Source organism: Streptomyces sp. NPDC044064 (assembly GCF_056434245.1).
This window is the reverse complement of record NZ_JBWKFN010000005.1, coordinates 253,460-280,426: the sequence shown is the minus strand read 5'-3', so window position 1 is coordinate 280,426 and position 26,967 is coordinate 253,460. Positions and strand designations below refer to the sequence as shown.

Here is a 26,967-nt window from a genome sequence, read left to right as displayed (position 1 = left end):
TATCACCCGCCGGAGGTGTGCGCTCGTGCGGATGCGTGGAGTCAGAGGCAGGGCGGCCGGCTGCGGCCACGGAAGGGGGAACGGGGTGGAGGCGGACGAACTGCTCGTGCTCGTGGCGGGCGGTGACCAGCGGGCGTTCGAGGATCTGTACGCACTGGTGTCCGGACCGGTGTTCGGGCTCGTGCGACGGGTGGTGCGCGACCCCGCCCAGTCCGAGGAGGTCGCCCAGGAGGTGCTGCTCGAACTGTGGCGCTCCGCCGCCCGGTTCGACCCCGCCCGGGGCAGCGCCCTCTCCTGGATCCTCACCCTCGCCCACCGCCGCGCCGTCGACCGGGTGCGCAGCGCCCGCGCGGCCGGCGAACGCGAACAGCGCGAGGCCCTGCGCGCCGGGGAACCCGCCTTCGACCATGTCTCCGAGGAGGTCGAGGCAGGCCTGGAGCGCGAGTGGGTGCGCCGCTGCCTGAACCGGCTCACCGCGCTGCAGCGCCAGTCCGTGACGCTCGCCTACTACGACGGCTACACGTACCGTGAGGTGGCCGAGCGGCTGAAGCTGCCGCTGGGCACGGTCAAGACGCGGATGCGCGACGGACTCACCCGGCTGCGCGAGTGCCTGGGAGGTGCCGCATGAGCATCCTCGGCCGCATGCTGGGCCGCGAGGACCTGCACTCCCTCGCCGCTCCCTACGCGCTCGACGCCCTCGACCCGGCCGAGCGGCGCCGCTTCGAGAAGCACCTGAAGGGCTGTGACCGCTGCGCCGCAGAGGTGCGGGCCCTGTCCGAGGACGCGGTGCGCCTCGCCTGGTCCGCGGCGGCACCCGCGCCGGCCGCCCTGCGCGACCGGGTCCTGGCCGCCGTCCGCACCACCCCGCAGGAGCAGGGTCCCGCGCCCGCGCGGGAGCGCTCGCCCCAGCTGCCGCCGCACGTCTGGGGCACCCAGCCTCCGCCGTCGCGCACCCGTACGCCCCGCGGGCGCCCCCTCTTCGTCCCGTTCGCCACGGCGACCGCCGCCGCGGCCCTGGTCGTCGCCTCCCTCTTCGCCGTCCAGGCGAACCGCACCCAGGGCAGGCTCGACGCCGAACGGGCTCAGGCACGTGAGATCGCACACGTTCTGGCTGCTCGCGACGCCCGCGCCGCGAACAGCGAGGACGCCCGGGGCCGCAGTATCGGAGTAATCGCCTCCGCATCCGAGGGGCGGGCCGTCGTCACCCTCAGCGGATACGGCACCCCGTCCGGCGGCCGCGTGCACCAGCTCTGGCTCATGCGCCCCCATGTGCAACCGCGCTCCCTCGGGCTCTTCGCGGGCGACACGCCCTTGGTCGCCAAGGGTCTCGGCAAGTCCTCGACGTCACTCGCAGTAACCGTCGAGCCTGACGGAGGGTCAGCACAGCCCACCGGCCAGCCCCTTGTCCAACTCACCCTGAAATCGGTCGGATTCGGAGAGTAGTCGTCGAGGGATGGTCAACAGCCTTGCGGGGAAGGTGAATCCTGTGGGCGCGATACACGCGTGCCCCACTGGGGGGATAGGGTTACTCTGCCCGGGCCGGGTGGACTCGTACGGGTGGGGAGTGACATGGAGCAGATAACACGCAGCAGGGCCAGGGTCCCTGCTATTACCTGCGGGAGCAGCGCGACCAGTTCGCGCCTCGACCGCCATCTCTCGGTGCTGGCGGGTCCCGCCATACCGCACCAGCAGGCGGCCGAGGCGACTTCGCTGATGCTCGAGCTGACGGCACGTGACACCCCGCGCGAGCGCAGCGACCGGGGCAGGCGGGTCAGTCGCGTCTCCCTCTTCGCGCCGCTGCGCCGGCTGCGCCGCTCGCTGTTCGGCGGGCACTGAGCAGTCACTGAGCGAACCGGCAGTACCTGGATCCTGATCCAGGAGGCCCGCGCTCAGGCCGCCACACCGGCCCGGCGCAACGCTGCGATCTCGTCGTCCGTCATCCCCACGGCACGCAGCAGCGCCCCGGTGTGCTGTCCGAGCGCGGGCACATCACCCATCCGTGCCTCGTCCCCGCCCGGCAGTGTGATGGGAGGCAACAACGCCTTCAGCGGCCCCACCGGCGAACCCACCTGACGCCACCGTTCCCTGGCCGCCAGCTGCGGATGCTCCGCGAGTTCCTGCAGATCCCTGAGCCGTGCGCAGGCGATGCCCGCGCGCTCCAGCCGGCCCAGCGCCTCGTCCGCGCTCAGCGTGCCCAGTGCCCCGGCGACCAGTTCGTCGGTCCGCTCCCGGTTGGCCACCCGCGCCGCATTCGTCGCGCAGGCCGGGTCCGTCGCCAGTTCCGGCCGTCCTATGACCTGCTCGGCGAGCCGCCGCCACTCGCGGTCGTTCTGCACCGACAACAGCACCCGTCCGCCGTCAGCCGTCGCATAGGCGTCGTAGGGAGCGATGACGGCATGCGCGAGGCCGGTACGGGCCGGGGGCTCACCGCCGTGCATCGCGTGGTGCAGCGGATGCCCCATCCACTCGGCGAGCGCCTCCAGCATGGACACCTCGACCGGCCCGCCCCGGCCGGTCGTGCCGCGCCGCACCAGCGCGGCCAGCACCCCCGAGAAGGCGTACATGGCCGCCGCGATGTCCGCCGCCGGGATCCCCGCCTTGACGGGCTGCCCGGGCGTGCCGGTCACCGACACCAGCCCCGCCTCGCACTGCACGAGCATGTCGTACGCCCGCTTGTCCGCGTACGGCCCCGAGCTGCCGTACCCCGAGATGTCCACGGCGATCAGCTGCGGATCCGCCGCGCACAGTGTGGCCGCGTCGAGCCCCAGCCGGGCCGCGGCCCCCTGGGCGAGGTTCTGCACGAACACGTCCGCGTCCGCGATCAGCCGCCGTACGACGTCCAGGCCGCGCGGGTCCTTGAGGTCGACCGCGATGGACTCCTTGCCCCGGTTGCACCACACGAAGTGCGAGGCCAGGCCCCCGGCCGCGGTGTCGTACCCGCGTGCGAAGTCGCCGCCGTCGATCCGCTCCACCTTGATGACCCTGGCGCCCAGGTCGGCGAGCTGCCGGGTCGCGAAGGGCGCGGACACGGCCTGTTCGACGGCGACGACGGTGATGCCCTCCAGGGGCAGCGGGAGAAGGTCCATGGGGTGGATGATCTCCCCTGACCGGCGGCTTTGTCAGCAGTGGGTCATCGCTCGCCGTGCGCGTACCGGTGTACGGCCAGGGGCAGGAACACGGCGATCAGGGCGAGGCTCCACAGCAGCGCCCCGGTGACCGGGTGGGCCACCGGCCAGGCGGAGTCCGCCGGGACGCGTGCGTCGCCGAACAGCTTCCGCAGGGCGGTGGTCACCGCGCTGATCGGGTTCCACTCGGCGAGGGTGCGCAGCCAGCCGGGCAGGTTTCCGGTGGGAATGTAGGCGTTCGACAGCAGTGGCAGCACGAAGGAGGAGGCACCGAGCTGCCCGGCGGCGTCCTCGCTGCGGGTGAGCAGCCCGAGGAAGATCCCGGCACAGGTGCAGGCGAACCGGAAGAGCAGCAGCAGCGCCACGGCCCCGGCTGCCGCGGGCACGGAGCCCTCGATCCGCCAGCCCACCGCGAGCCCCACCAGCAGCAGGGGGACGGTGCCGAGGGTGGTGACGACGAGGTCCGCCACCGCCTGCCCGAGCGGCACGGCGGCCCGGCTCACCGGCATCGTGCGGAAGCGGTCCATCACACCCCGGTGGGTGTCCGCGGCGGCCTGGAACATCCCGGTCATGAGCCCGCCGGCGGCGGTCGCGACCAGCAGCCCCGGCACGAGGAAGGAACGGTACTCGCGGCCGGGCATCGCCAGGGCACTGCCGAAGACGTAGCCGAAGAACAGCAGCATGTTGACCGGCATCAGCTGGGTCAGCACGGCGAGGCCGGGACTGTTGCGGACCCGGCGCAGCTGCCGGCCCGTCATTGCCCATCCGTCGTGGGTCAACGCGCTCATGCCACAGGCTCCCTGTCGTGGGCGGGCTCTCCGGTGAGCCGCAGAAAGACGTCGTCGAGGGTCGGCGGCCGCAGGCTCGCGTCGAGCAACGGCACGCCGGCCGCGTCCAGTTCGCGCACCAGGCGGGGCAGGGTGAGGGTCGGGTCGGTGGTGACCGCGCCGACGGCGTTGCGCTCATGGTCGAACACGGGCGCGGAACCGGTGAGTCGGTCGAGCACGCCGGCCGCGTCCAGCAGCCCTTCGGCGTGCGCGACAACGGCCTCGGCGTGCGACCCGATGAGCGCCTTGAGTTCGGCGGGTGACCCGGTGTGGGCGACGCTGCCCCGGTCCACCAGGGCGATGTCGTCGGCGAGTCGGTCGGCCTCCTCCAGATACTGCGTGGTGAGCAGCACCGTCGTGCCGTCCGCCTTCAGGTCGCGCACCGCTTCCCAGATGCGGGTGCGGCTGGCCGGGTCGAGGCCGGTGGTCGGCTCGTCGAGAAAGAGCACGTCGGGCCGGCGGATCAGGCTCGCCGCGAGGTCCAGCCGGCGCCGCATGCCCCCCGAGTAGGTGGCCGCCCTGCGGTCCGCGGCCTCGGCCAGCCCGAACCGCTCCAGCAGCTCGTCGGCGCGGCCGGCCGGGCCCCGCACCCGGTGCAGCCGCGCGAACAGCCGCAGGTTCTGCCGGCCGGTGAGGTCCCCGTCGACCGAGGCGTACTGCCCGGCGACCCCGATCCGGCGCCGTACCGCGGCCGGGTTCCGCACCAGGTCGTGCCCGGCCACCCGCGCCGAGCCGGCGTCGGGCCGCAGCAGTGTGGTCAGCAGCCGTACCGCCGTCGTCTTCCCCGCGCCGTTCTGGCCCAGCAGCCCGCACACCGTCCCCTGCCCCACGGCGAGGTCGAGCCCCCGCAGGGCGTGCACGGCTCCGAAGCGCTTCTCCAACCCCTCACTGAGTACACCGTACGTAGTAGTCATGTCGCGACCATAGCGCACTACGTACGTCGTACGTAACTACGATGGTGGCCGAGGTGATGACCGATGACAGACCGAGGGGCCGTCCCCGAAGTGATCTGGGCGCGCCCCGAGCGCACCGGCCGGGGCCCGAAGCCGGCCCACACCCGCGACGACATCGCGGCGGCGGCCGTCCGGATCGCCGACGCGCAGGGGCTCGACGGGGTCTCGATGCGGCACGTGGCGGCCGAGCTGGGCTGCGGCACCATGTCGCTCTACAACTACGTCCCCCGCAAGGAGGACCTGTACGAGCTGATGATGGACGCGGTGAGCGCGGAGCACGTCCTGTGGGAGCCCGGTGGGGACTGGCGGGCGGATCTGCTCCGGGTGGCCCACGGGACCCGCGCGCTGATGCACCGCCACCCGTGGGTGCCGCGCCTGATGTCCCCGGTCTACGGCTTCAGCCCGCACGCCCTTCGCTATCTGGAGCACTGCCTGGCCTGCCTGGACCCGCTGGAGGTGTCCAACGGCACCAAATTCGAGCTCATCGCCATGCTGAACGGCGTGGTGACCACCTACGTCCGCAACGAGTTCGACACGGCCGAGCGGGTGCGCGCGCTGCCCTGGTCGGAGGACGAGGAGAACGCGGCACGTACCGCGTACCTGAGCGGCCGGCTCGCCTCCGGCGCGCATCCGAGAATGGCGGCTGCGTTCAGCGAGGATCCGGGGCCGGTCGATCTGGAGGCGGTCTTCCAGCGGGCGTTGGAGCGGGTGCTGGATGGGTTCGCGCCGCGCTAGCCCGGGCGGCCGGTGCCGCCCCGCCGCTGGGGGGTCTCGGTGGGACTGATGGATCAGGAGCGCGCCGAGCGTCAACTCATACTGATCGCACATGACTTGGATGCGGCTCGCGGCGACGGCATCGAGCTGTGGCTGCGTGGCGGCTGGGCCATGGACTCCTTTCTCGGTGAGGTCACCCGCGATCACGGGGACATCGACTGGTTCGCCTGGGCCTGGGACGCGCCGCGCCTTGCCGCCGTCCTGGCCCGGGCCGGCCACCGGCCGGTGCCCGGCCCGCCCGCGGATCTCCAGCTGGACTTCACCAAGGACGGCCTGGACAGCAGCTTCACCCTGCTCGACGCCGAGCCGGGCCGTATCGGAGCCCTGGAGGTTGCGATCGTCGGTCCGCGCGCCCAGATCGAGATCAAGCGGATGATGCCCGTCTGGGATCCGTCCCGGCCCCGCCGTGCCAAGGACGTCGAGGACGTCGCACGGCTGCGGGCCGCCCTGGACGAGCCGCGCTAGAGCAGCGCGAACTGGCCCTCCGGGCCCTCCTCGTGGTGGTCCAGGACCGAGGCGGGGCGGTGGGACGAGTCCGGCGCCGGGAGGACGTCCGCCTTGCGGAGGTCCGCCGCGGTGATCGTCGAGACGGGCTTCAAGCCGGCCCGCTGTGGGCGCAGCTCCGACAGCAGGGCCAGGATCGTGATCAGCTCGAGGAGTTCGGAGGTCCAGGGCTGGGGCCAGGCGGTCGGGCGGATGGCGGCCAGGGTGCCGGGCTCGGGCGAGGCCGTGCGGGTAGCCAACCAGGCCTCCAGGACGCGGGCGCCCGACACCTCGTAGTCCCAGGCCCCCGGTGGGACGGGGGAGATGCGGCCCTCGTCGAGGTGGAGGGTCTCCTCGTCGCGGTCGAAGCCGACGGTCGCGGGGCGGGCGGGGAGGGGTGCGCGGACGTAGGGGCGGCGGCCGCCGGGGAGTTTGGGGCGGTCCCCGTCGCGGCGCATCAGCCACAGCATGCGGTGGCCCAGCTCGACGCCCCCGGACCAGAGTTCCGGGTCCTCGGTGAGCGGCACGGTGAGGTCGGGGCGGATCACCGCCATGATCCAGGCCAGTACGTCCGGCGGGCCGGGGTGTGTGCCGAGCCGGGCGGAGAGGTGGTCCAGCAGGCCCGGCGCCAGGTTCGGTTCCGTGCCGCCCGGGCGGCGGTACAGCGGGCGAATGCGGCCGGTGCGCAGGGTGGGCAGGAGAGCGGTCGCCAGGAGGGGGGTGTGCCCGGTCGTCTCCGTGCCCGTCTCCACCACGAACACCTGGTGCTCGTCGGCCACCCGCCACAACTCCGGGCGGGCCGTGTCGATCAGCCGGTGGTCCGGGATCAGCCACTGCTCGTCGAAGGGTGCCGCCAGGACCCGTACCGGTTCGGCGCAGGGGCCCTCGGCGCGCGCCAGCCGCTCCGTGCCGGTGGACTGGCCCGGCAGCTGCCCCACCGCCGACTGCGGCGTACGGGAGCGCGTCGGCTCGAACAGGGCCTCCCGGTCCGGCCCTTCGGACTTGAGCAGGGCGGCCCAGCGGGTCTTCAGGGACGCCGCGTCGGGTGCCGTCGGCCAGGCGCGGCCCGGCCGCAGCGGTGCGACGGACCACGGCATGAGGTCCGCGAGCAGCGGAGCGTCGTCGTGCGTCACGCTGGGCATGGTACGGCCTGCTTCCGCGCGCCGGGTCAGGTGGCGTCCAGGGTCACCGTGAAGGAGAAGCGGTCCCCCCGGTAGTGGATGACCGCCACGTCCAGGACCCGGCCCTCGGCGTCGTACGTCACGCCCGTGTAGTGCAGGATCGGGCTGAGCAGCGGCACCTCCAGCAGGCGGGCGGTCTCCGGGTCGGCGAGCCTCGCCTCCACGGTGTCCGTGATGCGGCTGATGTCCGCGCCGACGACGTCCCGCAGCACCTTCGTCATCGGCCAGCGGACCAGGTCGTCCAGGTCGATGCGCGCGGCCAGTTCGGGTCGTACGTGGTTGAGGGCGTGGTTGGTCGGCTCGCCGGTCTTCTCGTCGCTGCGCAGGCGGTGGTACGTGGCCACCTCCGTGAGGTCGGGGAAGTGCTCGGCGAGACCGGCCGGCACGGGGACGCGGCCGTGGTCCAGCAGCTCGGTCGTCATACCGGACTGCTGGGCCACGATCGCGTCCACCGAGCCGAGCAGCCGCACCGGTGCACCGCGCCGCACGTCCGGCTCGATGAACGTGCCGCGCCGCCGGTGCCGGCTGATCAGCCCCTCGTCCTCCAGTTCCTTCAGCGCCTGCCGCATGGTCAGCACGCTGACCCCGTAGTGCCCGGCCAGCTGCTCCTCGGTGGGCAGGCGCAGCGGATCCCGTGGCGAGCGGCCGAGTATCGAGGCGCGCAGCGACTGCGACACCTGGTACCACAGCGGCAGCTTGCGGTTCAGGACGATCGAATCCGGAGCGAATGAGGTCACATGGCTATCCGTACCTGTTGAGGAACGTTCTGTGCAACGCAGCTGTCACAGCGCGCGGAAGTGACGTTCGAGTCCCTGCCACACGTCGTCGTACCGCTGCTGGAGGTGGTCCGCACCGGCCGCGTGCGGGGTGAGCGTCACCGGCCAGCGCGTCTCGAACATGAACGCCAGCCCGTCGTCGATCTTCTGCGGCTTCAGTTCGGCGGCGCTCGCCCTGTCGAACGTCTCCCGGTCCGGGCCGTGCGCGGACATCATGTTGTGCAGCGAGCCGCCGCCCGGCACGAAGCCCTCCGCCTTGGCGTCGTAGGCGCCCTCGACGAGGCCCATGTACTCGCTCATCACGTTCCGGTGGAAGTACGGCGGCCGGAAGGTGTCCTCGCCCACCAGCCAGCGGGGCGCGAAGACCACGAAGTCGACGCCGGCCAGGCCCGGGGTGTCCGACGGGGAGGTCAGGACCGTGAAGATGGAGGGGTCCGGGTGGTCGTACGAGATGGTGCCGATCACATTGAAACGGCGCAGGTCGTAGACGTACGGCACATGGTTGCCGTGCCACGCGACCACGTCGAGGGGCGAGTGGTCGTACGTCGCCGTCCAGAGGTTGCCGCAGAACTTGTTCACCACCTCCACCGGGCCCTCCACGTCCTCGTACGCGGCGACCGGTGCCCGGAAGTCCCGGGCGTTGGCGAGCCCGTTGGCGCCGATGGGGCCGAGGTCGGGGAGCTGGAAGGGTGCCCCGTAGTTCTCGCACACATAGCCGCGTGCCGTCGGGCTCTGCCCGCCGTCCGGCGCGGTGTCCAGCAGCTCCACACGGAAGCGCACCCCGCGTGGGATCAGCGCCACATGGCCCGGTTCCACATGCAGCCCGCCGAACTCGGTGTGCAGCAGCAGCCCGCCGCGCTCCGGCACGATCAGCAGTTCCCCGTCGGCGTCGGAGAAGACCCGCTCCATCGAGGAATTGGCGTGGTACAGGTGCACGGCCATGCCGGAGCGCTGGCTCGCGTCCCCGTTGCCGCCCAGGGTCCACAGGCCCGCCAGGAAGTCCGTGCCGGTCGGCGGCTCGGGGAGCGGGTTCCAGCGCAGCCGGTTCGGGTCGGGCACGGTCTCGGTGAAGGGAGCGGTGCGGATCGCGCCGTTGCCGGTCCGGGTGAACGCCGGGTGCGCGGCCGACGGGCGGACCCGGTACAGCCAGGAGCGTCGGTTGTGCGACCGCGGCTCGGTGAAGGCCGAACCGCTCAGCTGCTCGGCGTACAGGCCGAGCGGCGCGCGCTGCGGCGAGTTGCGGCCCTCGGGCAGGGCGCCCGGCACCGCCTCCGAGGCGTGTTCGTTGCCGAACCCGGACAGATACGACAGTCCCTCGGCGGTCTTCCGTGCTCCCCCACGCTCGAATTCGCTCGCGCGGGCGGTGCCCCCATCGCTCATGATCGCTCCCTTGCGCTCCTCATTCCTATGCATCACCGTAGGAATGAGTGGGGGCGGGCGCAAGAGGGCTTGGGGTCGTCCTTCCTCCCGGGGCGGGGCCGGAACCAGACTTGAGGGGGATTCGGTTGGCGGAACGTTGTTCTAATCTCCCGGGCATGTCGTGGACGTCATGGAGGCGCAGAGCCCTGACCCTGCTCTCGGTCTGCGTCCTGCTGCCGCTCGGGTTGCAGGGCTGCGGGACCGGTGAGGCGCACGGGAGCGCCGGTGCCGTCTCGCCCTCTCCCGTGGGCAAGGTCCTGGACGACACGGACGAGACCGGCCGCCATCTGCGCGAGGTCGGCAAGGAGGACGCACCCGAGGTCGGTGTCGAGGTGACCCCGGACGCCGCCGGCGGCTGGAACGTGCGGCTGAGCCTGCGCCACTTCCGTTTCTCCCCGGCCGGCGAACGGTCGAAGGCGGTCCCCGGGCACGGCCTCGCGTCCCTCTTCGTCGACGGCCGCCAGGTCTCCCGGCTGCGCGCACCCGAGTACCACCTGACCCCCCGCCTGGTCCCGCACGGCACCCATCACGTCACCGCCCGCCTGTACGCCGACGACGGCACGGTGTGGGCCGTGCACGGCGACCCGGTCCAGAGCACCGCCGACATCACGGCGTCCGGCGCGGAGACGGGGCCGGCGGCGACACCCCGATGAGGGCGGGTGCCTCCCCGATGAGTGCAACGGGCACCCTTTTCCGTACTGGGGGGCGAGGTTCACCGGATCCCGGCGGAAAGGCATCATGAAGTCCGTGCCCCACGCGACATCGCTTCGTCGCGCGCCTGTCCAGCGGCGCAGCGCCGAACGGCTGACCAGGATCCTGGACGCCTGCGCCGACCTCCTCGACGAGGTCGGCTACGACGAGCTGAGCACCCGTGCGGTGGCCCTGCGCGCCGGAGTGCCCATCGGCTCGGTCTACCGCTTCTTCGGCAACAAGCGGCAGATGGCCGACGCCCTCGCCCAGCGCAACCTGGAGCGGTACACCGAGCGCGTCACGCAGCGCCTCCAGGAGGCACGGCAGGGCGACTGGCGGGATGCCATGGACGCCGTACTGGACGAGTACCTGAGCATGAAGCGCACCGCGCCCGGCTTCTCCCTCGTGGACTTCGGCAACCAGATCCCCGTCGGCGTCCGCGAGGCCGAACCCAACACCCGGGTCGCCGACCGCCTCACCGACCTGCTCGCCGGCTTTCTCGGCCGGACCCCGGACGACGAGCTGCGACGCGTCTTCCTGGTCGCCGTGGAGAGCGCGGACACCCTCGTGCAGCTGGCCTTCCGGATCGACCCCCAGGGCGACGAGGCGATCATCCACGAGACGCGGGAGCTGTTGCGGGCGTACCTGGGGCGTGTGCTCGACTGAGCCTTCCGTCTCGACCGGGCCTCTCGTCCCGGCCGGGCCTCTCGTGCAGATCCCGGCGGCGACAAGGGGCTCCCCTCCATGCCTACCGGTCGGTATGCTCGCCCCAGCCCGCCTGTGCCCCAGCGGTACGGCCGCCGCCGACCCTCCGGGAGGACCCGTGTCCCGCACCGCCCTGCGAATCTGCCCCCTGTGCGAGGCGACCTGCGGGCTGACCCTCACCATCGAGGGCACCCGAGTCACCGGCGCCCGCGGCGACCGCGAGGACGTCTTCAGCAAGGGGTTCATCTGCCCCAAGGGCGCCTCCTTCGGCGCCGTCGACGGCGACCCCGACCGGCTGCGCACCCCGCTCGTCCGCGAGGACGGCACCCTGCGCGAGGCCACCTGGGAGGAGGCCTTCGACGCGGTCGCCGCGGGCCTGCGCCCGGTCGTGGAGCGGTACGGCGCCGACGCCCTCGGACTCGTCCTCGGCAACCCCAACGTGCACACCATGGCCGGCGCCCTCTACCCTCCGGTCCTGCTCGGCGCGCTGCGCACCCGCAGCCTGTTCACCGCCTCCACGGTCGACCAGATGCCCAAGCACGTCTCCAGCGGACTGCTCTTCGGCGACGCCCACGCCATCCCGGTGCCGGACCTCGACCACACCGACCATCTGCTCCTCATCGGCGCCAACCCCGTGGAGTCCAACGGCAGTCTGTGCACCGCACCCGACTTCCCCGGCAAGCTCAAGGCCCTCAGGGCCCGCGGCGGCCGGCTCACCGTCGTGGACCCGCGCCGCACCCGGACCGCGAAGCTCGCCGACCGGCACATCGCCGTCCGGCCCGGAGCCGACGCCCTGCTGCTCGCCGCGATGGCCACCGTACTGTTCGAGGAGGACCTGACCGACCTCGGGCAGCTCGCCCCGCACGTCCAGGGACTACCCGAACTCCGCGACTCCCTGAGGGAGTTCACCCCCGAGGCCGTCGCCGGGGCGTGCGACGTCGAGCCCGCCCTCATCCGCACGCTCGCCCGCGAACTCGCCGCCGCCCCCACCGCCGCGGTCTACGCCCGCATCGGCAGCTGCACCGTTCCGCACGGCACCGTGGCGAGCTGGCTGGTCGACGTCCTCAACATCCTCACCGGCAACCTGGACCGGCCGGGCGGCGCCCTGTTCCCGCAGGCGGCCACCGACAGGACGCCCCGTCCGGCGGGCCCCGGACACGGCTTCGCGCTCGGCCGCTGGCACTCACGGGTGCGGCGACTTCCGGAGGCCAAGGGCGAGTTGCCGCTCTCCGCGCTGGCCGAGGAGATCGACACCGCCACCGAGGCGGGCGAGCCCATCCGCGCGCTCGTCGTGATCGCGGCCAACCCGGTGCTGTCCGCCCCCGACGGCCGGCGCCTCGACAAGGCACTGGACTCGCTGGACTTCATGGTCAGCGTCGACCCCTACCTCAACGAGACCTCCCGCCACGCCGACGTCGTGCTGCCCCCGCCGCCGCCCGCGCAGAGCCCGCACCACGACTTCGCCTTCAACACCCTCGCCGTCCGCAACCAGGTCCGCTACAGCCGCCCCGCCGTACCCCTGGAACCCGGCCGCATGGCCGAGACGGAGATCCATGCCCGGCTCACCCTGGCCGTGACCGGCATGCACGGCGCCGACCCGGGCGCGGTGGACACGATGGTGATCGAGCAGACCCTCGGCAAGGCCGTCCAGGAGGCCCACTCCCCGGTGCACGGCCGCGACCCGAAGGAACTCGCCGCACAGCTCACCGGGGACACCGGCCCCGAGCGCCGGCTCGACCTGATGCTGCGCCTCGGCCCCTACGGCGACGGCTTCGGCGTACGGCCCGACGGGCTGAACCTGGACCGGCTGCTCGCGCACCCGCACGGCATCGACCTCGGCCCGCTGCGGCCCCGGCTGCCGCAGCCCCTGAAGACCGTGAGCGGCAGGGTCGAGCTGCTGCCCGAGCCGATCGCCGGCGACCTGCCCCGGCTCCGGGCCGCCCTGCGCGAGCGCCCCGCGGAGCTCGTCCTCGTCGGCCGTCGCCATCTGCGCTCCAACAACAGCTGGATGCACAACGTGCCCGCCCTCACCGGCGGCAGCAACCGCTGCACCCTCCACATCCACCCCGAGGACGCGGAGCGCCTCGGTGTGCGGGACGGGGCGGACGTACGCGTGAAGGGGGCCGGGGGAGAGGTGGTCGCCCCCGCCGAGGTCACCGACGGCGTCCGGCCGGGCGTGGTGAGCCTGCCGCACGGCTGGGGTCACGACCGCCCCGGGACCCGGATGAGCCACGCGGTCCGGGAGCCCGGTGTCAACGTCAACCAGCTCCTGGACGGCAGCCTGCTCGACCCGCTGTCGGGCAACGCGGTCCTCAACGGAGTGCCCGTCGAACTCACCGCACAGCTGTGACCTGGAGTTTTGCGCTTATTGCTCGCGCGTCAACGTCTTGTTAACGTCGTTTGACGGGACCTAACGTCGTCGCACCGCCGACCCCAGGTGGGATGTTCAAGGGCGAACGTTAGGTATCCACTCATGCTGACCATCCTCGGCTTCGCCATGATCGCGACCTTCCTGGTCCTGATCATGCTGAAGAAGATGTCGCCGATCGCGGCGCTCGTGCTGATCCCGGCACTGTTCTGCGTCTTCGTCGGGAAGGGCGCAGGGCTCGGCGACTACGTCATCGACGGCGTGACCGGCCTCGCCCCCACCGCGGCGATGCTCATGTTCGCGATCGTCTACTTCGGTGTGATGATCGACGTCGGCCTCTTCGACCCGATCGTCCGGGCCATCCTGAGGTTCTGCAAGGCCGATCCGCTGCGGATCGTCGTCGGAACGGCCGTACTCGCCGCGATCGTGTCGCTCGACGGCGACGGCTCGACCACCTTCATGATCACGGTCTCGGCGATGTACCCGCTGTACAAGCGACTGAAGATGAGCCCGGTCGTGATGACCGGTGTGGCAGCCATGGCCAACGGCGTGATGAACACGCTGCCCTGGGGCGGTCCGACCGCACGGGCCGCGACCGCGCTGAAGCTGGACGCGAGCGACATCTTCGTGCCGATGATCCCGGCGCTCGCCACGGGCCTGCTGTTCGTGTTCGTCCTCGCCTACGTCCTCGGCCGCCGAGAGCGGGGGCGGCTCGGCGTGCTGACGCTGGACGAGGTGCTGGTGGCGCAGACCCGCACGGAGACCGTGCTGATCGGTGCCGGCAGCGGCAAGGGCGCCCGGAGCACGGGTGGTTCCGGCGACGCTGGCGCGGACCTGCCCGACGAGCCCGAGGACGAGCGCTTCCAGGGCCTCGACCCGAACCGTGCCACCCTGCGCCCCAGGCTCTACTGGTTCAACGCGCTGCTCACGGTCGCCCTGCTCACCGCCATGATCATGGAGTGGCTGCCGATCCCGGTGCTGTTCCTGCTCGGTGCCGCGCTCGCGCTGACCGTCAACTTCCCGCACATGCCGGACCAGAAGGCCCGGCTGGCCGCGCACGCCGACAACGTCCTCAACGTCTCCGGCATGGTCTTCGCGGCCGCCGTCTTCACCGGCGTCCTGCAGGGCACCGGCATGGTCGACCACATGGCCACGTGGCTGGTGGACAACATCCCCGCCGGCATGGGCCCGCACATGGCCTTCGTCACCGGCGTGCTGAGCATCCCGCTCACGTACTTCATGTCCAACGACGGCTTCTACTTCGGCATCCTGCCGGTGCTCGCCGAGGCCGGGCAGGCGCACGGCGTCTCCTCCGTCGAGATCGCCCGCGCCTCGCTCGTCGGCCAGCCGCTGCACATGTCCAGCCCGCTCGTCCCGGCCGTGTACGTCCTCGTCGGCATGGCCAGGGTCGAGTTCGGCGACCACACCAGGTTCGTCGTGAAGTGGGCCGTCCTGACCTCCCTCGTGGTGCTCGGGGCGGGGATCCTCTTCGGCATCATCTGATCTCCGGAGGAAGACGCGTCCATGGCGCCAGGTATTGCGCCGCACGAGCGATATCTGACGGCGCGCCGGGCGTCGATGCCGCGGGGCACGGTGCTCGTGAAGCAGAGTCCAGGCGAAAGAGCGATTTGTATGAAAATCGTCTGAACTCGGAGGAATGCGCATGCCCACCCTGACACTCCCACGTGCCGTCGGCTCCCGCGCGGGCGCCACCGTCGTCCTCACCGCCCTCGCCGCGGCGGGAGCGTCGTGGGTGGCGGCGCCGACCGCGGTGGCCCAAGGAGAGAACGGCGACATCAGGGTCCACCGGGTCTATGCGCTTCCCGGCACGGGGAAGGACGAGTCGCAGGTCTGCCGGTTCTATCTCGACGCCGTCAACTTCGACACCCTGGCCAGCATCCCGTACACCATCACGCCGCAGCCCCCGCTGCCCACGTCCGCCACCGTCACCGGCTCCGTTCCGCTCGCCGGCGGTGCCGGGCACACCGACCCGCTGGGGCTGGCGGACGGCCAGTACAAGATCACCTGGATCGTCGCGGGCGCCACCAAGGAGAAGGTCTTCCGCGTCAACTGCCGCGACCTGGCCAAGGAGGACGGGGCGCACGCTCCGGGCCAGATCGAGGACCACCAGCAGAAGGACCAGCAGGGCGGTCAGCAGAAGGACCAGCAGGGCAACCAGCAGAAGGACCAGCAGAAGGACCAGCAGGGCAACCAGCAGAAGGATCAGCAGAGCGACCAGCGCGACGACGCGGCCTGGGCACAGGGCGGCGACCACAACGACGGCCCGAAGGGCGGCGTGCACGCGGGCGGCGGCGGCCTGGTCGACACTTCGGGCGCCTTCTCGCCGGTGGCCGCGGCGGCGGCCGTGGGACTGGTCGCGGTCAGCGGAGTGGCGTACCTCCGGCTGATCCGCCGTCGGCCGCATGGCGCCGCGTAGGCGCAGACGCAGGCCGTGGTACCGGACCCGCGCCTACCGTCTCGCCAGGACGGCCCTGCTCGCGGCCGTCCTGGTGACGGTGGGGGTCCGGTGCGGCGGGGACGACGGACCGGCCTCCTCCCTCCGGGCGGGCGGTCCGGCCGCCGACCCGGGCTCCGACCGCACCGACGGGCGGGGCGCGGGCCGGGAGGATTCCGCCCCGGCCCGCCCGACGCCCCCGCCCCGCCCACTGTCCCGATCCCGCCCCACGTCCCTCCGTATCCGGTCCCTGGGGATCGACGCACCGGTCATCGGGCTACGGCTCGACCGGGACCGGCAGCTGGAGACACCGCCGCTCGGCCGGCCGAAGGAAGTCGGCTGGTACCAGGGCGGCGCCACACCGGGGGAGTCGGGCACCGCGATCGCCGTCGGCCACCGCGACACCGCGACCGGCCCCGCCGTCTTCGCCGCGCTCGCCCAGGTGAAGCCCGGCAAGCTGATCGAGGCCGAGCGGGCGGACGGCCGTACCGCCGTCTACACCGTGGACCGGGTGAAGGTCTTCGACAAGACCGGTTTCCCCGACAAGGAGGTGTACGGCCCGGCCCGCCGCCCGGAGCTGCGCGTACTCACCTGCGGCGGCCTGTTCACCCGGCGCACGGGCTACACGAGCAACGTGGTGGTCTTCGCCCACCTGACCGCGACGAGATGACCGCACGGCGCGCCCGTCGGCCGACCGCGCCCCGGCGACCCGAATCCCGTCGTCCGCTTCCGCCCCTGCCAGGGGCGCGGCGTACGATGCCGCGCCCCGTCTTCCCCGGCCGAGCACATTCCGTTAACTTCCGTGACCCACAGGCCTCGTACGACCCGCACGCGGCCTTCGGACCCACGGAGCAGCGGCGCTCCGGACAGCCCCCGGGGGCACCAGCCATGACACGCGCCATCTCTCTGCACGACGTGAGCAAGTCCTACACGCGGGGCACCCGCGTGGTGGACCGGCTCTCGCTGGACATCGCGCCCGGCGAGTTCCTGGTCCTGCTCGGACCCTCCGGCTGTGGCAAGTCCACCGTGCTGCGCGTGATCGCCGGGCTCGAGGAGATCGACGAGGGCGAACTGCTCCTCGACGGCGAGTACGCCAACGACTGGCTGCCCTCCGACCGCCGCATCGCGATGGTCTTCCAGAACTTCGCCCTCTACCCGAGCATGACCGGCCGCGACAACATCGGCTTCCCGCTGCGCATCGAGGCCCCCGGCGCCGACCCCCGCCCGCGCGTGGACGCGACCGCCCGCATGCTCGGCATCGAGGACCTGCTCGACCGCTTCCCCAGCCAGCTCTCCGGCGGCGAACGCCAGCGCGTCGCCATGGGCCGGGCCATCGCCCGCCACCCCTCCGCCTTCCTGATGGACGAGCCGCTGTCCAACCTCGACGCCAAGCTCCGCAACCGCCTGAGGGCCGAAATATCGCAGCTCACCCGCGAGTTGGGCGTGACCACGGTGTACGTCACGCACGACCAGGCCGAGGCCATGTCGCTCGGCGACCGGGTCGCCGTCCTGCGCGGCGGGGTGCTCCAGCAGGTCGGCAGCCCGCGCGAGGTGTACGCGCTGCCCCGCAACGTCTTCGTCGCGGCCTTCATCGGCACCCCGCGCATCAACCTGCTGTGCGGGGTGGTCCGCGCCCCGTTGGACGGCGCCATGACCATCAGCCTCGGCAGGCAGGCGCTGCGCCTGCCCGAACCCCTCTCCCCGGACCACCGGTTGCTGCGCGTGCAGCAGGGCCGTGAGGTGATCGTCGGGCTGCGCTCGGAGGCGGTCCGCATCTCCCCCACGTTCTCGGCTTCGCGCGGACATGGGGGACTCCCATGGCCTGCCGCCGCCCGGCCCGGCGAGGTGGCGATCAGCGGCCTGGTGGAGCACGTGGAGTTCCAGGGGCACGAGGTCCTCGTCCACTTCAACACCGGTTCGAGCCCGGCCGTCGTACCGGAGCTGGAGGCCCCGCGCCCGTCCGGCCGCCCCGCGCGGCGCCGCCGGGAGGGCGCCACGGTCCTGGACCGGCTCAGGGATCGGGCCGGTGCCCTGCGCGCCGGGCCGGTCGTGGTCCTGGAGGACCCGCCGGACGAGGGCCCCGCCCCCGTGCCCGCGGAGGGCCGGATGCCCGGCGACCTGGTCGTGCGCACCACCCCGGACATCCAGCTCCGGCACGGCATGCAGGTCCCCCTGCTCGTCGACATCGCCCACCTCTTCGTCTTCGACCGGCACGGCGAACGGATCTGCCCGTCCCCGGCACGGCTGCCGGACCTGGAGGAGTGAGTCCAGCGTCCTGCTGGTACCCGCAGGGGCGGGCGGACCCGAGCGACCGCTGTATCGAGGACATCCGGCGCGCCTGCGAGAAGCCTTTCGGCCAGGAGCCCGTGGGTGGGGTGGACGAACGGGGGCAGGCCGACTTCTGATATCCCGGGGACGTCCGGTCATGTATGGCGCCTGAAAACTAACGCCGCTAGTTTGTTGCCGGACGACGCAGCACTGCCGGGAGGAAGCAGCATGAAGGCACATGACGGCCTGTACATCGACGGCGCCTGGCGCCCCGCCGAGAGCCGGGACGTGATCGACGTCGTGAATCCGGCCGACGAGCAGGTCATCGGCCGGGTTCCGGCCGGGAGCGCCCTGGACGTGGACACCGCCGTACGTGCCGCACGCGCCGCCCTCCCGGCCTGGGCCGCCACACCCCCGGCCGAGCGGGCCGCGCGCCTGGCCGCGCTGCGGGACGCGCTCGCGGCCCGCAAGGACGAGATCGCCGAGACGGTCACCGCCGAACTGGGCGCCCCGCCGCAGTTCGCGCAGGCGGTGCACGCGGGCGTGCCGATCGCCGTCGCGGGCTCCTACGCCGGCCTGGCCGCCACCCACTCCTTCGAGGAGAAGGTCGGCAACTCCACGGTCCTGCACGAGCCGATCGGTGTCGTCGGCGCGATCACGCCCTGGAACTACCCGCTCCACCAGATCGTCGCCAAGGTCGCCCCGGCGCTCGCCGCGGGCTGCACCCTCGTCCTCAAGCCCGCCGAGGACACCCCGCTCACCGCCCAGCTCTTCGCGGAGGCGGTTCATGAGGCGGGCGTACCGGCCGGTGTGTTCAACCTCGTCACCGGCCTCGGCCCGGTCGCCGGACAGGCGCTCGCCGAACACCCGGGCGTCGACCTGGTCTCCTTCACCGGCTCCACCGCGGTCGGCCGGCAGATCGGCGCGGTCGCCGGGGCGGCCGTCAAGAAGGTGGCGCTGGAACTGGGCGGCAAGTCCGCCAACGTCATCCTGCCGAGCGCCGACCTCGCCAAGGCCGTCAACGTCGGCGTCGCCAACGTCATGTCCAACTCCGGCCAGACGTGCAGTGCCTGGACCCGGATGCTGGTCCACCGCGACCGGTACGACGAGGCCGTCGAACTGGCCGCCGCGGCCGCCGCCAAGTACGGCGAGCGCATCGGACCGGTCGTCAGCGCCAAGCAGCAGGCCCGCGTGCGCGGTTACATCGAGAAGGGTGTCGCCGAGGGCGCCCGCCTGGTCGCCGGCGGCCCCGAATCCCCGCGCGAGAAGGGCTGCTTCGTCAGCCCGACGGTCTTCGCGGACGTCACCCCGGAGATGACGATCGCGCAGGAGGAGATCTTCGGCCCGGTCCTCTCGATCCTCCGCTACGAGGACGAGGAGGACGCCCTGCGCATCGCCAACGGCACCGTCTACGGCCTCGCCGGCGCCGTCTGGGCCGGCGACGAGGCCGAGGCCGTGGCCTTCGCCCGCCGTATGGACACCGGTCAGGTCGACATCAACGGCGGCCGGTTCAACCCCCTCGCCCCCTTCGGCGGCTACAAGCAGTCCGGCGTCGGCCGGGAACTGGGCAGCCACGGGCTCGCCGAGTACCTCCAGACCAAGTCCCTCCAGTTCTAAGGAAGTCCACGACCCATGGCCGTACGAGCCGCCGTCCTGCCCGCCATCGGCGCCGCGCTGAAGATCACCGACATCGAGCTGCCCGAGCCGGGCCCCGGGCAGGTCCGCGTCCGCCTCGCCGCCGCCGGTGTCTGCCACTCCGACCTGTCCCTGTCCAACGGCACCCTGCGGGTGCCGGCCCCGGTGGTGCTCGGCCACGAGGGCGCCGGAACCGTCGTGGCCGTGGGCGAGGGCGTCACCCACGTGTCGCCCGGCAGCCCCGTGGTCCTCAACTGGGCGCCGTCCTGCGGCACCTGCCACGCCTGCACGCTCGGCGAGGTCTGGCTGTGCGCCAACGCGCTGAACGGCACCGCCGACGTCTACGCCCGCACCGCCGACGGCACCGGCCTCCACCCCGGTCTGAACGTGGCCGCGTTCGCCGAGGAGACCGTCGTCGCCTCCTCCTGCGTGCTGCCCCTGCCGGAAGGGGTCCCGCTCACCGACGCGGCCCTCCTCGGCTGCGCCGTCCTGACCGGCTACGGCGCCGTCCACCACTCGGCCGGGGTCCGCCCGGACGAGACGGTCGCGGTGTTCGGCGTCGGGGGAGTGGGCCTGGCCACCCTCCAGTCCGCGCGCATCGCGGGCGCGTCCCGGATCATCGCCGTCGACGTCTCGCCGGAGAAGGAGGAACTGGCCCGCGCCGCCGGTGCCACGGACTTCGTCCTCGCCTCCGACACCACCCCCCGCGAGATCCGCGCCCTCACCGACAAGCAGGGCGTCGACGTCTCCGTGGAGTGCGTGGGCCGCGCGGTCACCATCCGCGCCGCCTGGGAGTCCACCCGCCGGGGCGGCCGTACGACGGTCGTCGGCATCGGCGGCAAGGACCAGGAGGTCACCTTCAACGCCCTGGAGATCTTCCAGTGGGGCCGCACGCTGTCCGGCTGCGTCTACGGCAACAGCGACCCGGCTCGCGACCTTCCGGTGCTCGCCGAACACGTACGGGAGGGCCGGCTGGACCTCTCGGCCCTGGTCACCGAGCGGATCGCCCTGGAGGGCATCCCGGCGGCCTTCGAGAACATGCTGGCGGGCAAGGGCGGCCGCTCCCTGGTGGTGTTCTGACGGTCAGCCGACCTTCTCGGGTCGCGGCTCCCCGGCCGCGACCCGCCGGGTCCGCCCGCGCACCCGGGACCGGGACACCGCCACGCCCGCGAGGCACAGCGCGCCGCCCACCAGCGTGAGCAGCCCCGGCACCTCGCCGAGCGCCAGCCACGACATCAGCACGACCAGGGCCGGAACGGCGTACGTCGTCGCGCCCATCCGGCTGGCGGTGGTGCGGGCGAGGGCGTAGGCCCAGGTGGTGAAGGCGAGAGCGGTGGGAAAGACACCGAGGTACACCATGTCGAGGGTGGCCGACACCGGCGCGTGGGCGGCCTCCCGCACCAGCTGTCCGGTGAACGGCAGGCAGACCACGGCACCGACGAGGCACCCGTAGGTCGTCACCTGCAGGGCACTTCCGTGCCCGAGGGCCGGCTTCTGCGCGACGACCCCGCCGGCGTAGGCCACCGCCGCGAGCAGACACAGCACCACCCCGAACACCGAGGAACCGCCGCCGGCCGACATCGACAGCCCCACGGTCACGGCACCGGCGAACGACACGGCCATCCCCGCCAGCAGCCGGGGCGGCATCGGATCGCCGAGCAGTCTGGCACCGAGCAGGGCTATCAGCAGCGGGCCCACGTTCACGACGAGAGCGGCGGTGCCCGCGTCCACCTGCTGCTCACCCCAGTTCAGGACCACCATGTAGAACCCGAACCACAGCACCCCGGACAGCCCGATGCCCCGCCACGCGCTCCTGGGCGGCAACCCCTCCCGCCGTACGGCACAGATGACGCCCAGCGCCACGGCCCCCGCGACCAGCCGTCCGAGCGCGAGCGCACCCGGCGAGTAGGCGTCCCCCGCGGTCCGGATCGCCACGAAGGCGGAGGCCCAGAGCACGACGGAGACGACGGCCGCGGCGGTGGCGAGCAGCTGTTGGCGTGGGGCGCTGTTCATCATGCTCCTGAGGCTAGGCAGCGAAGGGGCTGCGATCTGGCGGGAATCGGACGGCGTTACCGTTGCCCGCTGCATTGGCCGGGCGGGGTGGGGACGCTCCCCGGCGCCGGCAGGGTGCCGGCTGTCTGCGGCCGCGGCGCCCATGCAGCCGACGCACCGCAACTCGTCAGGGGCGCGGGGAAGCGCGACCAGCCGCATGGCACCCGCACCCGGCACACCACACACCCCCCACCCCGTAGCCGAACTCAACCCAACCCCGCCGCCTCGACGCCGAGCAACTCAAATAGCGCACGCTCTCCCGACGGAGTCACCTTCACGGCCCGCTCGGAGCCGATGCGCACGCACCAGCCCGCCTCCATCGCGTGCCGGCACAGCGCCGCCCCCGCCACCCCCGCGAGATGCGGCCGCCGCTCGGTCCAGTCGAGGCACGCCCGGGCCAGCGGACGCCGGGTCGAGTGGTCGAGGGCGATACCCGCCGTGCCGAACCACTCCACCCCCGCGTCCGTCAGCGCGAACCCGGTGTCCTGCCGGAGCAGCCCGTGCGAAGTCAGCGCATCCGTGACCGCGATCCCGAGCCGCCCGGCGAGATGGTCGTAACAGGTACGGCCGCGAGCCATCGCGGAGCGGGCGCCGGACTCCCGCAGGGTGTGGCCGGCCTGCCGTACGGCAGCCGCGGGCACCTGTGCGGCGAGGTCCTCGACGAGCTGGGCCACGCGGGCGTCGGCCAGCCGGACGTACCGGTGCCGGCCCTGCCGTTCCTCGGTCAGCAGCCCGCCCCCGACCAGCTTGCCCAGGTGCTCGCTCAGTGTGGACGCGGCGACCCCGGCATGCCGGGCCAGTTCCCCGGCGGTCCAGGCCCGTCCGTCCAGCAGCGCGAGCAGGCACGCGGCCCGCGTCTCGTCGGCGACCAGCGAGGCGAGTGCGGCGAGGCCGGCGGCCCGGGAGTCCTTGGCGGTCATGCCTTCAGCATGCGGCACCGATGCTTCGGCGCCGGCCGAAGTGTCCTCACACGCTCTGCCGTACCTGCTCGTACTGCTGCGCCAGCCCGTCCAGCAGCGCGCTCAGCCCCGTCTCGAAGGCCCGCTCGTCGATCTTCTCCTGCTGCTCGGCGAGGAGGTGCGCCTGCCCGAGGTGGGGATAGTCGGCGGGGTCGTAGGCGCTCGCGTCGTCCACGAAGCCCCCGGCGAACGAGCCGAGCGCGGAGCCCATGATGAAGTACCGCATCAGCGCGCCGATGGACGTGGCCTGCGACGGCGGCCAGCCCGCCGCGACCATCGCGCCGTACACGGCGTCGGCGAGCCGCAGCGCCGCGGGGCGGCGGCCGGGCCCGCGGGCGAGGACCGGGACGATGTTGGGGTGGTCGCGCAGGGCGGCCCGGTAGGAGATCGCCCAGTCGTGCAGCGCGGTCCGCCAGTCCCGGACGTCCTCGAACATCGACAGGTCCACCAGAGCGCTCACCGAGTCGGCCACCGCCTCCAGGATCTCGTCCTTGGTGCGGAAGTGGTTGTAGAGCGAGGGCCCGCTCACCCCCAGCTCGGCGGCGAGCCGTCGGGTGGAGACGGTCGCCAGGCCCTCCGCGTCCACGAGTTCCCGTGCCGTCTCGACGATCCGGTCGGTGCTGAGGATGGGCTTGCGCGGTCGGGCCATGGCGCACATAGTAGGGCTGCGACGGGAAACTAGCAGTGCTAATTTAAATGTCCGGCTTTCAAGATCCGTCTGGTGTGGGGTGATCTCGTGGTGAACCTGGGGCTCAGCGCGGAGCAGGTCGCGGTACGGCAGCTCGCCCGGGACTTCGTGGAGCGCGATATCGCCCCGCACGTGGTCGCCTGGGACCGCGCCGAGGAGGTCGACCGTGGCATCGTGAAGAAGCTCGGCGAGGTCGGCTTCCTCGGTCTGACCATCGCAGAGGAGTACGGCGGCTCGGGCGGCGACCACCTCGCGTACTGCCTGGTCACCGAGGAGCTGGGCCGCGGGGACTCCTCGGTCCGCGGCATCGTCTCCGTGTCCCTGGGCCTGGTCGCCAAGTCGATCGCGGCCCGGGGGAGCGAGGAGCAGAAGCGGCGCTGGCTCCCGGGCCTGACCTCGGGCGAGTACGTCGGCTGCTTCGGTCTCACCGAACCCGGCACCGGCTCCGACGCGGGCAACCTCACCACCCGAGCGGTGCGCGACGGCGAGACCTACGTCCTCAACGGCACCAAGACGTTCATCACGAACGGCACCTGGGCCGACGTCGTCCTCCTCTTCGCCCGCTCCACGGACGCCCCCGGGCACAAGGGCGTCTCCGCCTTCCTGGTCCCCGCCGACACCCCCGGACTGACCCGCCGCGCCATCCACGGCAAGCTCGGCCTGCGCGGCCAGGCCACCGCCGAACTGGTCCTCGAGGACGTCCGGGTGCCCGCCTCCGCGCTGCTCGGCGAGGAGGGCAAGGGCTTCTCCGTCGCCATGTCCGCGCTGGCCAAGGGGCGGATGTCGGTGGCGGCGGGCTGTGTCGGCATAGCCCAGGCCGCGCTGGACGCGGCCGTGCGGTACGCCGGTGAGCGCGAGCAGTTCGGCAGGTCCATCGCCCACCACCAGCTGGTCCAGGAGCTGATCAGCGACATCGCCGTCGACGTGGACGCGGCCCGGCTGCTCACCTGGCGGGTCGCCGACCTCGTCGACCGCGGGCAGCCGTTCGCCGTCGAATCCTCCAAGGCCAAGCTGTTCGCCTCCGAGGCGGCCGTACGCGCCGCCAACAACGCCCTTCAGGTCTTCGGCGGCTACGGCTACATCGACGAGTACCCGGCCGGCAAACTCCTGCGCGACGCCCGCGTGATGACCCTCTACGAGGGCACCACCCAGATCCAGAAGCTGCTCATCGGCCGGGCGCTCACCGGGGTCTCCGCATTCTGAGTACGCCCCTGAGTATTTCGGCGGATGTGGCGCGGGCCACGTCCGCCGATGCTTTCTCCCATGAGTGACACACCCGTCAGACAGCAGAACACGGCCGCCTACTACGGCCAGGCCGTCGCCTCCTTCGCGGTCGCCATGGCGGCCACCGCCATCGGCATCTTCCGGCTGGACGCCGACGCCTGGGTCCGGGCCTTCCTGGCCATCGCCGTCCTCTATCTCGTCACGTCGGCCTTCACGCTCGCCAAGGTGATCCGGGACCGCCAGGAGGCCGGGCAGATCGTCAGCCGTGTCGACCAGGCCCGCCTGGAGAAGCTGCTCGCCGAGCACGACCCCTTCGAAAAGCTGTGAAAAGCGCCGGCAAGCTCTGAGCGGGCGCTCTAAGCGAGCGCTCACCTTCAGCGGTATGGTGGTGCTCCTGTCACCGAGAGGGGCGAGTGAGCGATGAGTACGGCGGAGGAGACGGCCGGCGGCGAGGTCGAGCCGTGGGAAGAGGTCACCCCTGACGCGGCCCGGCGGCTGCTGGTCGCCGCCGTGGAGGCCTTCGCCGAGCGCGGCTACCACGCGACGACGACCCGCGACATCGCGGGCCGCGCCGGCATGAGCCCGGCCGCGCTCTACATCCACTACAAGACCAAGGAAGAGCTGCTCCACCGGATCAGCCGGATCGGCCACGACAAGGCCCTGGACATCCTGCGGACGGCGGCCCGGCGCGAGGGCACGGCCGCGGAGCGGCTCGCCGACGCCGTCAGCTCCTTCGTCCGCTGGCACGCCGGGCGGCGCACCACCGCGCGGGTCGTGCAGTACGAGCTCGAGGCGCTCGGCCCCGAGGCCCGCGCCGAGATCGTCGCGCTGCGCCGCCAGGTGGACGCCGAGGTGCGCGGGATCATCGATGACGGTGTGGCCTCCGGCGAGTTCGACGTGCCCGACGTGAAGGGCACCACCCTCGCCGTGCTGTCGCTGTGCATCGACGTGGCCCGCTGGTTCACCCTGGACGGCCCGCGCACCCCCGAGGAGGTCGGCGCGCTGTACGCCGACCTCGTGCTGCGGATGGTGGGCGCCGGGTGAGGGCGCCCCTCCCGGGCGGAACTCAGAAGTAGTACCGGGACACCGACTCCGCGACGCAGACCGGCTTGTCGCCGCCCTCGCGCTCGACGGTGAAGGCGACGGCCACCTGGACACCGCCCGGGACGTCCTCGACACCGGTGATCGTCGCGGTGGCGCGCAGCCGGGAGCCGACGGGGACGGGGGAGGGGAAGCGGACCTTGTTCGTCCCGTAGTTGACGCCCATCCGGACGCCCTCGACGTGGATGAGCTGCGGTCCGAAGAGCGGGAGCAGCGACAGCGTGAGGTAGCCGTGGGCGATGGTGGTCCCGAACGGTCCCGCCGCGGCCTTCTCCGGGTCCACGTGGATCCACTGGTGGTCCCCGGTGGCCTCCGCGAACAGGTCGATCCGCTTCTGGTCGATCTCCAGCCAGTCCGTGTGGCCCAGCTGCTCGCCCACCGCGCCCCTCAGCTCGTCGGGGGAGGTGAAGGTCCTCGGTTCTGCCATGTTCCCGGCCTCTCGCTCGCAGGTCTAAGCGACTGCTTAGCATGGTCGGGTGCGGAGGCGATGTCAACGGATGCCGGGCCGACCGGCCGGATGGTGCCGGTCGGTAGTCTCTGCGGAGTGCCCCAGATTCCCGAGAAGATCCACGAGCTGACCGTCGGCCAGCTGTCCGCACGCAGCGGCGCCGCCGTCTCCGCGCTGCACTTCTACGAGTCCAAGGGGCTCATCACCAGCAGCCGTACCTCCGGAAACCAGCGCCGCTACACCCGCGACACGCTGCGCCGCGTCGCCTTCGTCCGCGCGGCCCAACGGGTCGGCATCCCGCTGGCGACCATCCGCGAGGCCCTCGCGCAACTCCCCGAGGAACGCACCCCGACCCGCGAGGACTGGGCCCGGCTGTCCGAGGCGTGGCGCTCCGAGCTGGACGAACGCATCAAGCAGCTCAACCGGCTCCGCGACCACCTCACCGACTGCATCGGCTGCGGGTGCCTGTCCTTGGACACATGTGTGCTGTCGAACCCCGATGACGCCTTCGGCGAACGGCGGGCGGGCTCACGTCTCATGGCCGAGGGCCGGTGAGCCGGGGCCCTGGCCGAGGTGGGAGACCTGGTAGTGGTCGAATCCCACCCCGACGACCCGGGCCGGGGCGACGGCAGCCGCTGACCGCGCCGCGGCGTGGTGATGCGACAGGGCGCCCGGTACGACGGCCCGCACCTGGGGAGGTCACCGCGGACCCCGGCGAGGGCGGTGCCTGACGGAACGGAGCCGCGGCAGGCCGGCCCGGGCGGATGTCACAACCCCGATGCGGCCTCCCGCGGCGCACGAGCGCCGAGCAGGGCGAGGCAGTCGACCCACGGCTG

The 26,967-nt window shown here is 72.4% G+C and carries 29 protein-coding genes; 18 read left to right on the top strand and 11 right to left on the bottom strand.

The annotated features are described in order from the left end of the window. The first annotated feature begins 85 nt into the window (after positions 1–85). From AC07DS_RS11090 to AC07DS_RS11080, 3 genes are all read left to right on the top strand, one after another. Positions 86–628, top strand: a complete 543-nt coding sequence (locus tag AC07DS_RS11090; protein ID WP_479144156.1) for a sigma-70 family RNA polymerase sigma factor — start codon at positions 86–88, stop codon at positions 626–628. Further along, on the top strand, positions 625–1,443 hold the full coding sequence (locus AC07DS_RS11085) for an anti-sigma factor (protein WP_479144155.1): 819 nt from the start codon (positions 625–627) through the stop codon (positions 1,441–1,443). Before AC07DS_RS11090 ends, AC07DS_RS11085 begins: the two co-directional genes overlap by 4 nt. A 126-nt stretch (positions 1,444–1,569) precedes the next feature. Then, positions 1,570–1,836, top strand: a complete 267-nt coding sequence (locus AC07DS_RS11080; protein ID WP_479144154.1) for a hypothetical protein — start codon at positions 1,570–1,572, stop codon at positions 1,834–1,836. 53 nt (positions 1,837–1,889) lie between these two features. Here the strand turns inward: AC07DS_RS11080 and AC07DS_RS11075 are convergent, their stop codons facing one another. Genes AC07DS_RS11075 through AC07DS_RS11065 form a run of 3 tightly spaced genes read right to left on the bottom strand, consistent with a single transcriptional unit; the run spans position 1,890 to position 4,866 of the window. After that, positions 1,890–3,086 (bottom strand): CaiB/BaiF CoA transferase family protein, encoded by a 1,197-nt coding sequence (locus tag AC07DS_RS11075; protein ID WP_479144153.1) that lies wholly within the window; start codon positions 3,084–3,086, stop codon positions 1,890–1,892. Between the two features lie 44 nt (positions 3,087–3,130). Further along, positions 3,131–3,913 (bottom strand): ABC transporter permease, encoded by a 783-nt coding sequence (locus AC07DS_RS11070; protein ID WP_479144152.1) that lies wholly within the window; start codon positions 3,911–3,913, stop codon positions 3,131–3,133. Further along, entirely contained in the window at positions 3,910–4,866 is a 957-nt protein-coding gene (locus AC07DS_RS11065; RefSeq protein WP_479144151.1) for an ATP-binding cassette domain-containing protein, read from the bottom strand. Before AC07DS_RS11065 ends, AC07DS_RS11070 begins: the two co-directional genes overlap by 4 nt. 63 nt (positions 4,867–4,929) lie before the next feature. Here AC07DS_RS11065 and AC07DS_RS11060 point away from each other — a divergent pair, with 63 nt between their 5' ends. Together AC07DS_RS11060 and AC07DS_RS11055 are read left to right on the top strand one after the other, a co-directional pair. Next, the gene (locus AC07DS_RS11060; protein ID WP_479144150.1) at positions 4,930–5,640 is read left to right on the top strand and encodes a TetR/AcrR family transcriptional regulator C-terminal domain-containing protein; all 711 of its coding nucleotides are present in this window, start codon (positions 4,930–4,932) and stop codon (positions 5,638–5,640) included. Between the two features lie 48 nt (positions 5,641–5,688). After that, a complete protein-coding gene (locus AC07DS_RS11055) occupies positions 5,689–6,144 on the top strand; it encodes a nucleotidyltransferase domain-containing protein (protein ID WP_479144149.1) in 456 nt (151 codons plus the stop codon). Here the strand turns inward: AC07DS_RS11055 and AC07DS_RS11050 are convergent. From AC07DS_RS11050 to hmgA, 3 genes are read right to left on the bottom strand one after another with little or no spacing between them, the layout of a single operon-like run. Continuing rightward, positions 6,141–7,304, bottom strand: coding sequence for a type ISP restriction/modification enzyme (locus tag AC07DS_RS11050; RefSeq protein ID WP_479144148.1), 1,164 nt, complete (start codon positions 7,302–7,304; stop codon positions 6,141–6,143). The genes AC07DS_RS11055 and AC07DS_RS11050 overlap by 4 nt on opposite strands. 26 nt (positions 7,305–7,330) lie before the next feature. After that, positions 7,331–8,080 carry a GntR family transcriptional regulator gene (locus AC07DS_RS11045; protein ID WP_479144147.1) on the bottom strand — a complete coding sequence of 250 codons (750 nt, stop codon included), beginning with the start codon at positions 8,078–8,080 and terminating at the stop codon, positions 7,331–7,333. A gap of 45 nt (positions 8,081–8,125) precedes the next feature. Further along, complete coding sequence (gene hmgA, locus AC07DS_RS11040; protein ID WP_479144146.1) at positions 8,126–9,499, bottom strand: homogentisate 1,2-dioxygenase; 1,374 nt, start codon at positions 9,497–9,499, stop codon at positions 8,126–8,128. A gap of 155 nt (positions 9,500–9,654) precedes the next feature. Between hmgA and AC07DS_RS11035 the strand changes: the two genes are divergently transcribed. From AC07DS_RS11035 to AC07DS_RS10995, 9 genes are all read left to right on the top strand, one after another. Continuing rightward, complete coding sequence (locus tag AC07DS_RS11035; RefSeq protein WP_479144145.1) at positions 9,655–10,191, top strand: hypothetical protein; 537 nt, start codon at positions 9,655–9,657, stop codon at positions 10,189–10,191. 85 nt (positions 10,192–10,276) lie between these two features. Continuing rightward, entirely contained in the window at positions 10,277–10,894 is a 618-nt protein-coding gene (locus tag AC07DS_RS11030) for a TetR/AcrR family transcriptional regulator (RefSeq protein WP_479144144.1), read from the top strand. A 157-nt stretch (positions 10,895–11,051) separates the two neighbouring features. Then, positions 11,052–13,283: a molybdopterin oxidoreductase family protein gene (locus AC07DS_RS11025; protein WP_479144143.1), complete on the top strand. Its 2,232-nt coding sequence runs from the start codon at positions 11,052–11,054 to the stop codon at positions 13,281–13,283. 123 nt (positions 13,284–13,406) lie between these two features. Then, complete coding sequence (locus tag AC07DS_RS11020; RefSeq protein WP_479144142.1) at positions 13,407–14,804, top strand: CitMHS family transporter; 1,398 nt, start codon at positions 13,407–13,409, stop codon at positions 14,802–14,804. A 160-nt stretch (positions 14,805–14,964) separates the two neighbouring features. Next, on the top strand, positions 14,965–15,738 hold the full coding sequence (locus AC07DS_RS11015; RefSeq protein ID WP_479144141.1) for a hypothetical protein: 774 nt from the start codon (positions 14,965–14,967) through the stop codon (positions 15,736–15,738). Then, the gene (locus AC07DS_RS11010) at positions 15,725–16,426 is read left to right on the top strand and encodes a class F sortase (RefSeq protein WP_479144140.1); all 702 of its coding nucleotides are present in this window, start codon (positions 15,725–15,727) and stop codon (positions 16,424–16,426) included. Before AC07DS_RS11015 ends, AC07DS_RS11010 begins: the two co-directional genes overlap by 14 nt. Positions 16,427–16,644: 218 nt before the next feature. Continuing rightward, positions 16,645–18,021 (top strand): ABC transporter ATP-binding protein, encoded by a 1,377-nt coding sequence (locus tag AC07DS_RS11005; protein ID WP_479144139.1) that lies wholly within the window; start codon positions 16,645–16,647, stop codon positions 18,019–18,021. Positions 18,022–18,252: 231 nt separating this feature from the next. Beyond that, positions 18,253–19,641, top strand: a complete 1,389-nt coding sequence (locus AC07DS_RS11000) for an aldehyde dehydrogenase family protein (RefSeq protein ID WP_479144138.1) — start codon at positions 18,253–18,255, stop codon at positions 19,639–19,641. Between the two features lie 15 nt (positions 19,642–19,656). Beyond that, positions 19,657–20,739, top strand: a complete 1,083-nt coding sequence (locus tag AC07DS_RS10995; protein WP_479144137.1) for a Zn-dependent alcohol dehydrogenase — start codon at positions 19,657–19,659, stop codon at positions 20,737–20,739. Between the two features lie 3 nt (positions 20,740–20,742). Here AC07DS_RS10995 and AC07DS_RS10990 read toward each other — a convergent pair whose 3' ends face one another. The 3 genes from AC07DS_RS10990 to AC07DS_RS10980 form a co-directional block, all read right to left on the bottom strand. Beyond that, positions 20,743–21,672, bottom strand: coding sequence for a DMT family transporter (locus AC07DS_RS10990; RefSeq protein WP_479144233.1), 930 nt, complete (start codon positions 21,670–21,672; stop codon positions 20,743–20,745). Positions 21,673–21,917: 245 nt separating this feature from the next. Continuing rightward, positions 21,918–22,631 (bottom strand): ArsR/SmtB family transcription factor, encoded by a 714-nt coding sequence (locus AC07DS_RS10985; RefSeq protein WP_479144136.1) that lies wholly within the window; start codon positions 22,629–22,631, stop codon positions 21,918–21,920. 46 nt (positions 22,632–22,677) lie between these two features. Next, positions 22,678–23,319, bottom strand: coding sequence for a TetR/AcrR family transcriptional regulator (locus AC07DS_RS10980; RefSeq protein WP_145882729.1), 642 nt, complete (start codon positions 23,317–23,319; stop codon positions 22,678–22,680). Between the two features lie 90 nt (positions 23,320–23,409). Here AC07DS_RS10980 and AC07DS_RS10975 point away from each other — a divergent pair, with 90 nt between their 5' ends. The 3 genes from AC07DS_RS10975 to AC07DS_RS10965 all read left to right on the top strand — a co-directional run bounded on the left by AC07DS_RS10975 (position 23,410) and on the right by AC07DS_RS10965 (position 25,626). Beyond that, the gene (locus AC07DS_RS10975) at positions 23,410–24,561 is read left to right on the top strand and encodes an acyl-CoA dehydrogenase family protein (RefSeq protein ID WP_479144232.1); all 1,152 of its coding nucleotides are present in this window, start codon (positions 23,410–23,412) and stop codon (positions 24,559–24,561) included. 60 nt (positions 24,562–24,621) lie between these two features. Next, positions 24,622–24,909 carry a YiaA/YiaB family inner membrane protein gene (locus tag AC07DS_RS10970; protein ID WP_479144135.1) on the top strand — a complete coding sequence of 96 codons (288 nt, stop codon included), beginning with the start codon at positions 24,622–24,624 and terminating at the stop codon, positions 24,907–24,909. A gap of 93 nt (positions 24,910–25,002) precedes the next feature. Continuing rightward, the gene (locus tag AC07DS_RS10965) at positions 25,003–25,626 is read left to right on the top strand and encodes a TetR/AcrR family transcriptional regulator (RefSeq protein WP_145882731.1); all 624 of its coding nucleotides are present in this window, start codon (positions 25,003–25,005) and stop codon (positions 25,624–25,626) included. A 22-nt stretch (positions 25,627–25,648) separates the two neighbouring features. Here AC07DS_RS10965 and AC07DS_RS10960 read toward each other — a convergent pair whose 3' ends face one another. Next, complete coding sequence (locus tag AC07DS_RS10960) at positions 25,649–26,110, bottom strand: MaoC family dehydratase (RefSeq protein ID WP_145882732.1); 462 nt, start codon at positions 26,108–26,110, stop codon at positions 25,649–25,651. 117 nt (positions 26,111–26,227) lie between these two features. Here AC07DS_RS10960 and soxR point away from each other — a divergent pair, with 117 nt between their 5' ends. After that, complete coding sequence (gene soxR / locus AC07DS_RS10955) at positions 26,228–26,686, top strand: redox-sensitive transcriptional activator SoxR (protein ID WP_479144134.1); 459 nt, start codon at positions 26,228–26,230, stop codon at positions 26,684–26,686. Here the strand turns inward: soxR and AC07DS_RS10950 are convergent. Continuing rightward, positions 26,660–26,821 carry a hypothetical protein gene (locus AC07DS_RS10950; RefSeq protein ID WP_479144133.1) on the bottom strand — a complete coding sequence of 54 codons (162 nt, stop codon included), beginning with the start codon at positions 26,819–26,821 and terminating at the stop codon, positions 26,660–26,662. The genes soxR and AC07DS_RS10950 overlap by 27 nt on opposite strands. Between the last annotated feature and the right edge of the window lie 146 nt (positions 26,822–26,967).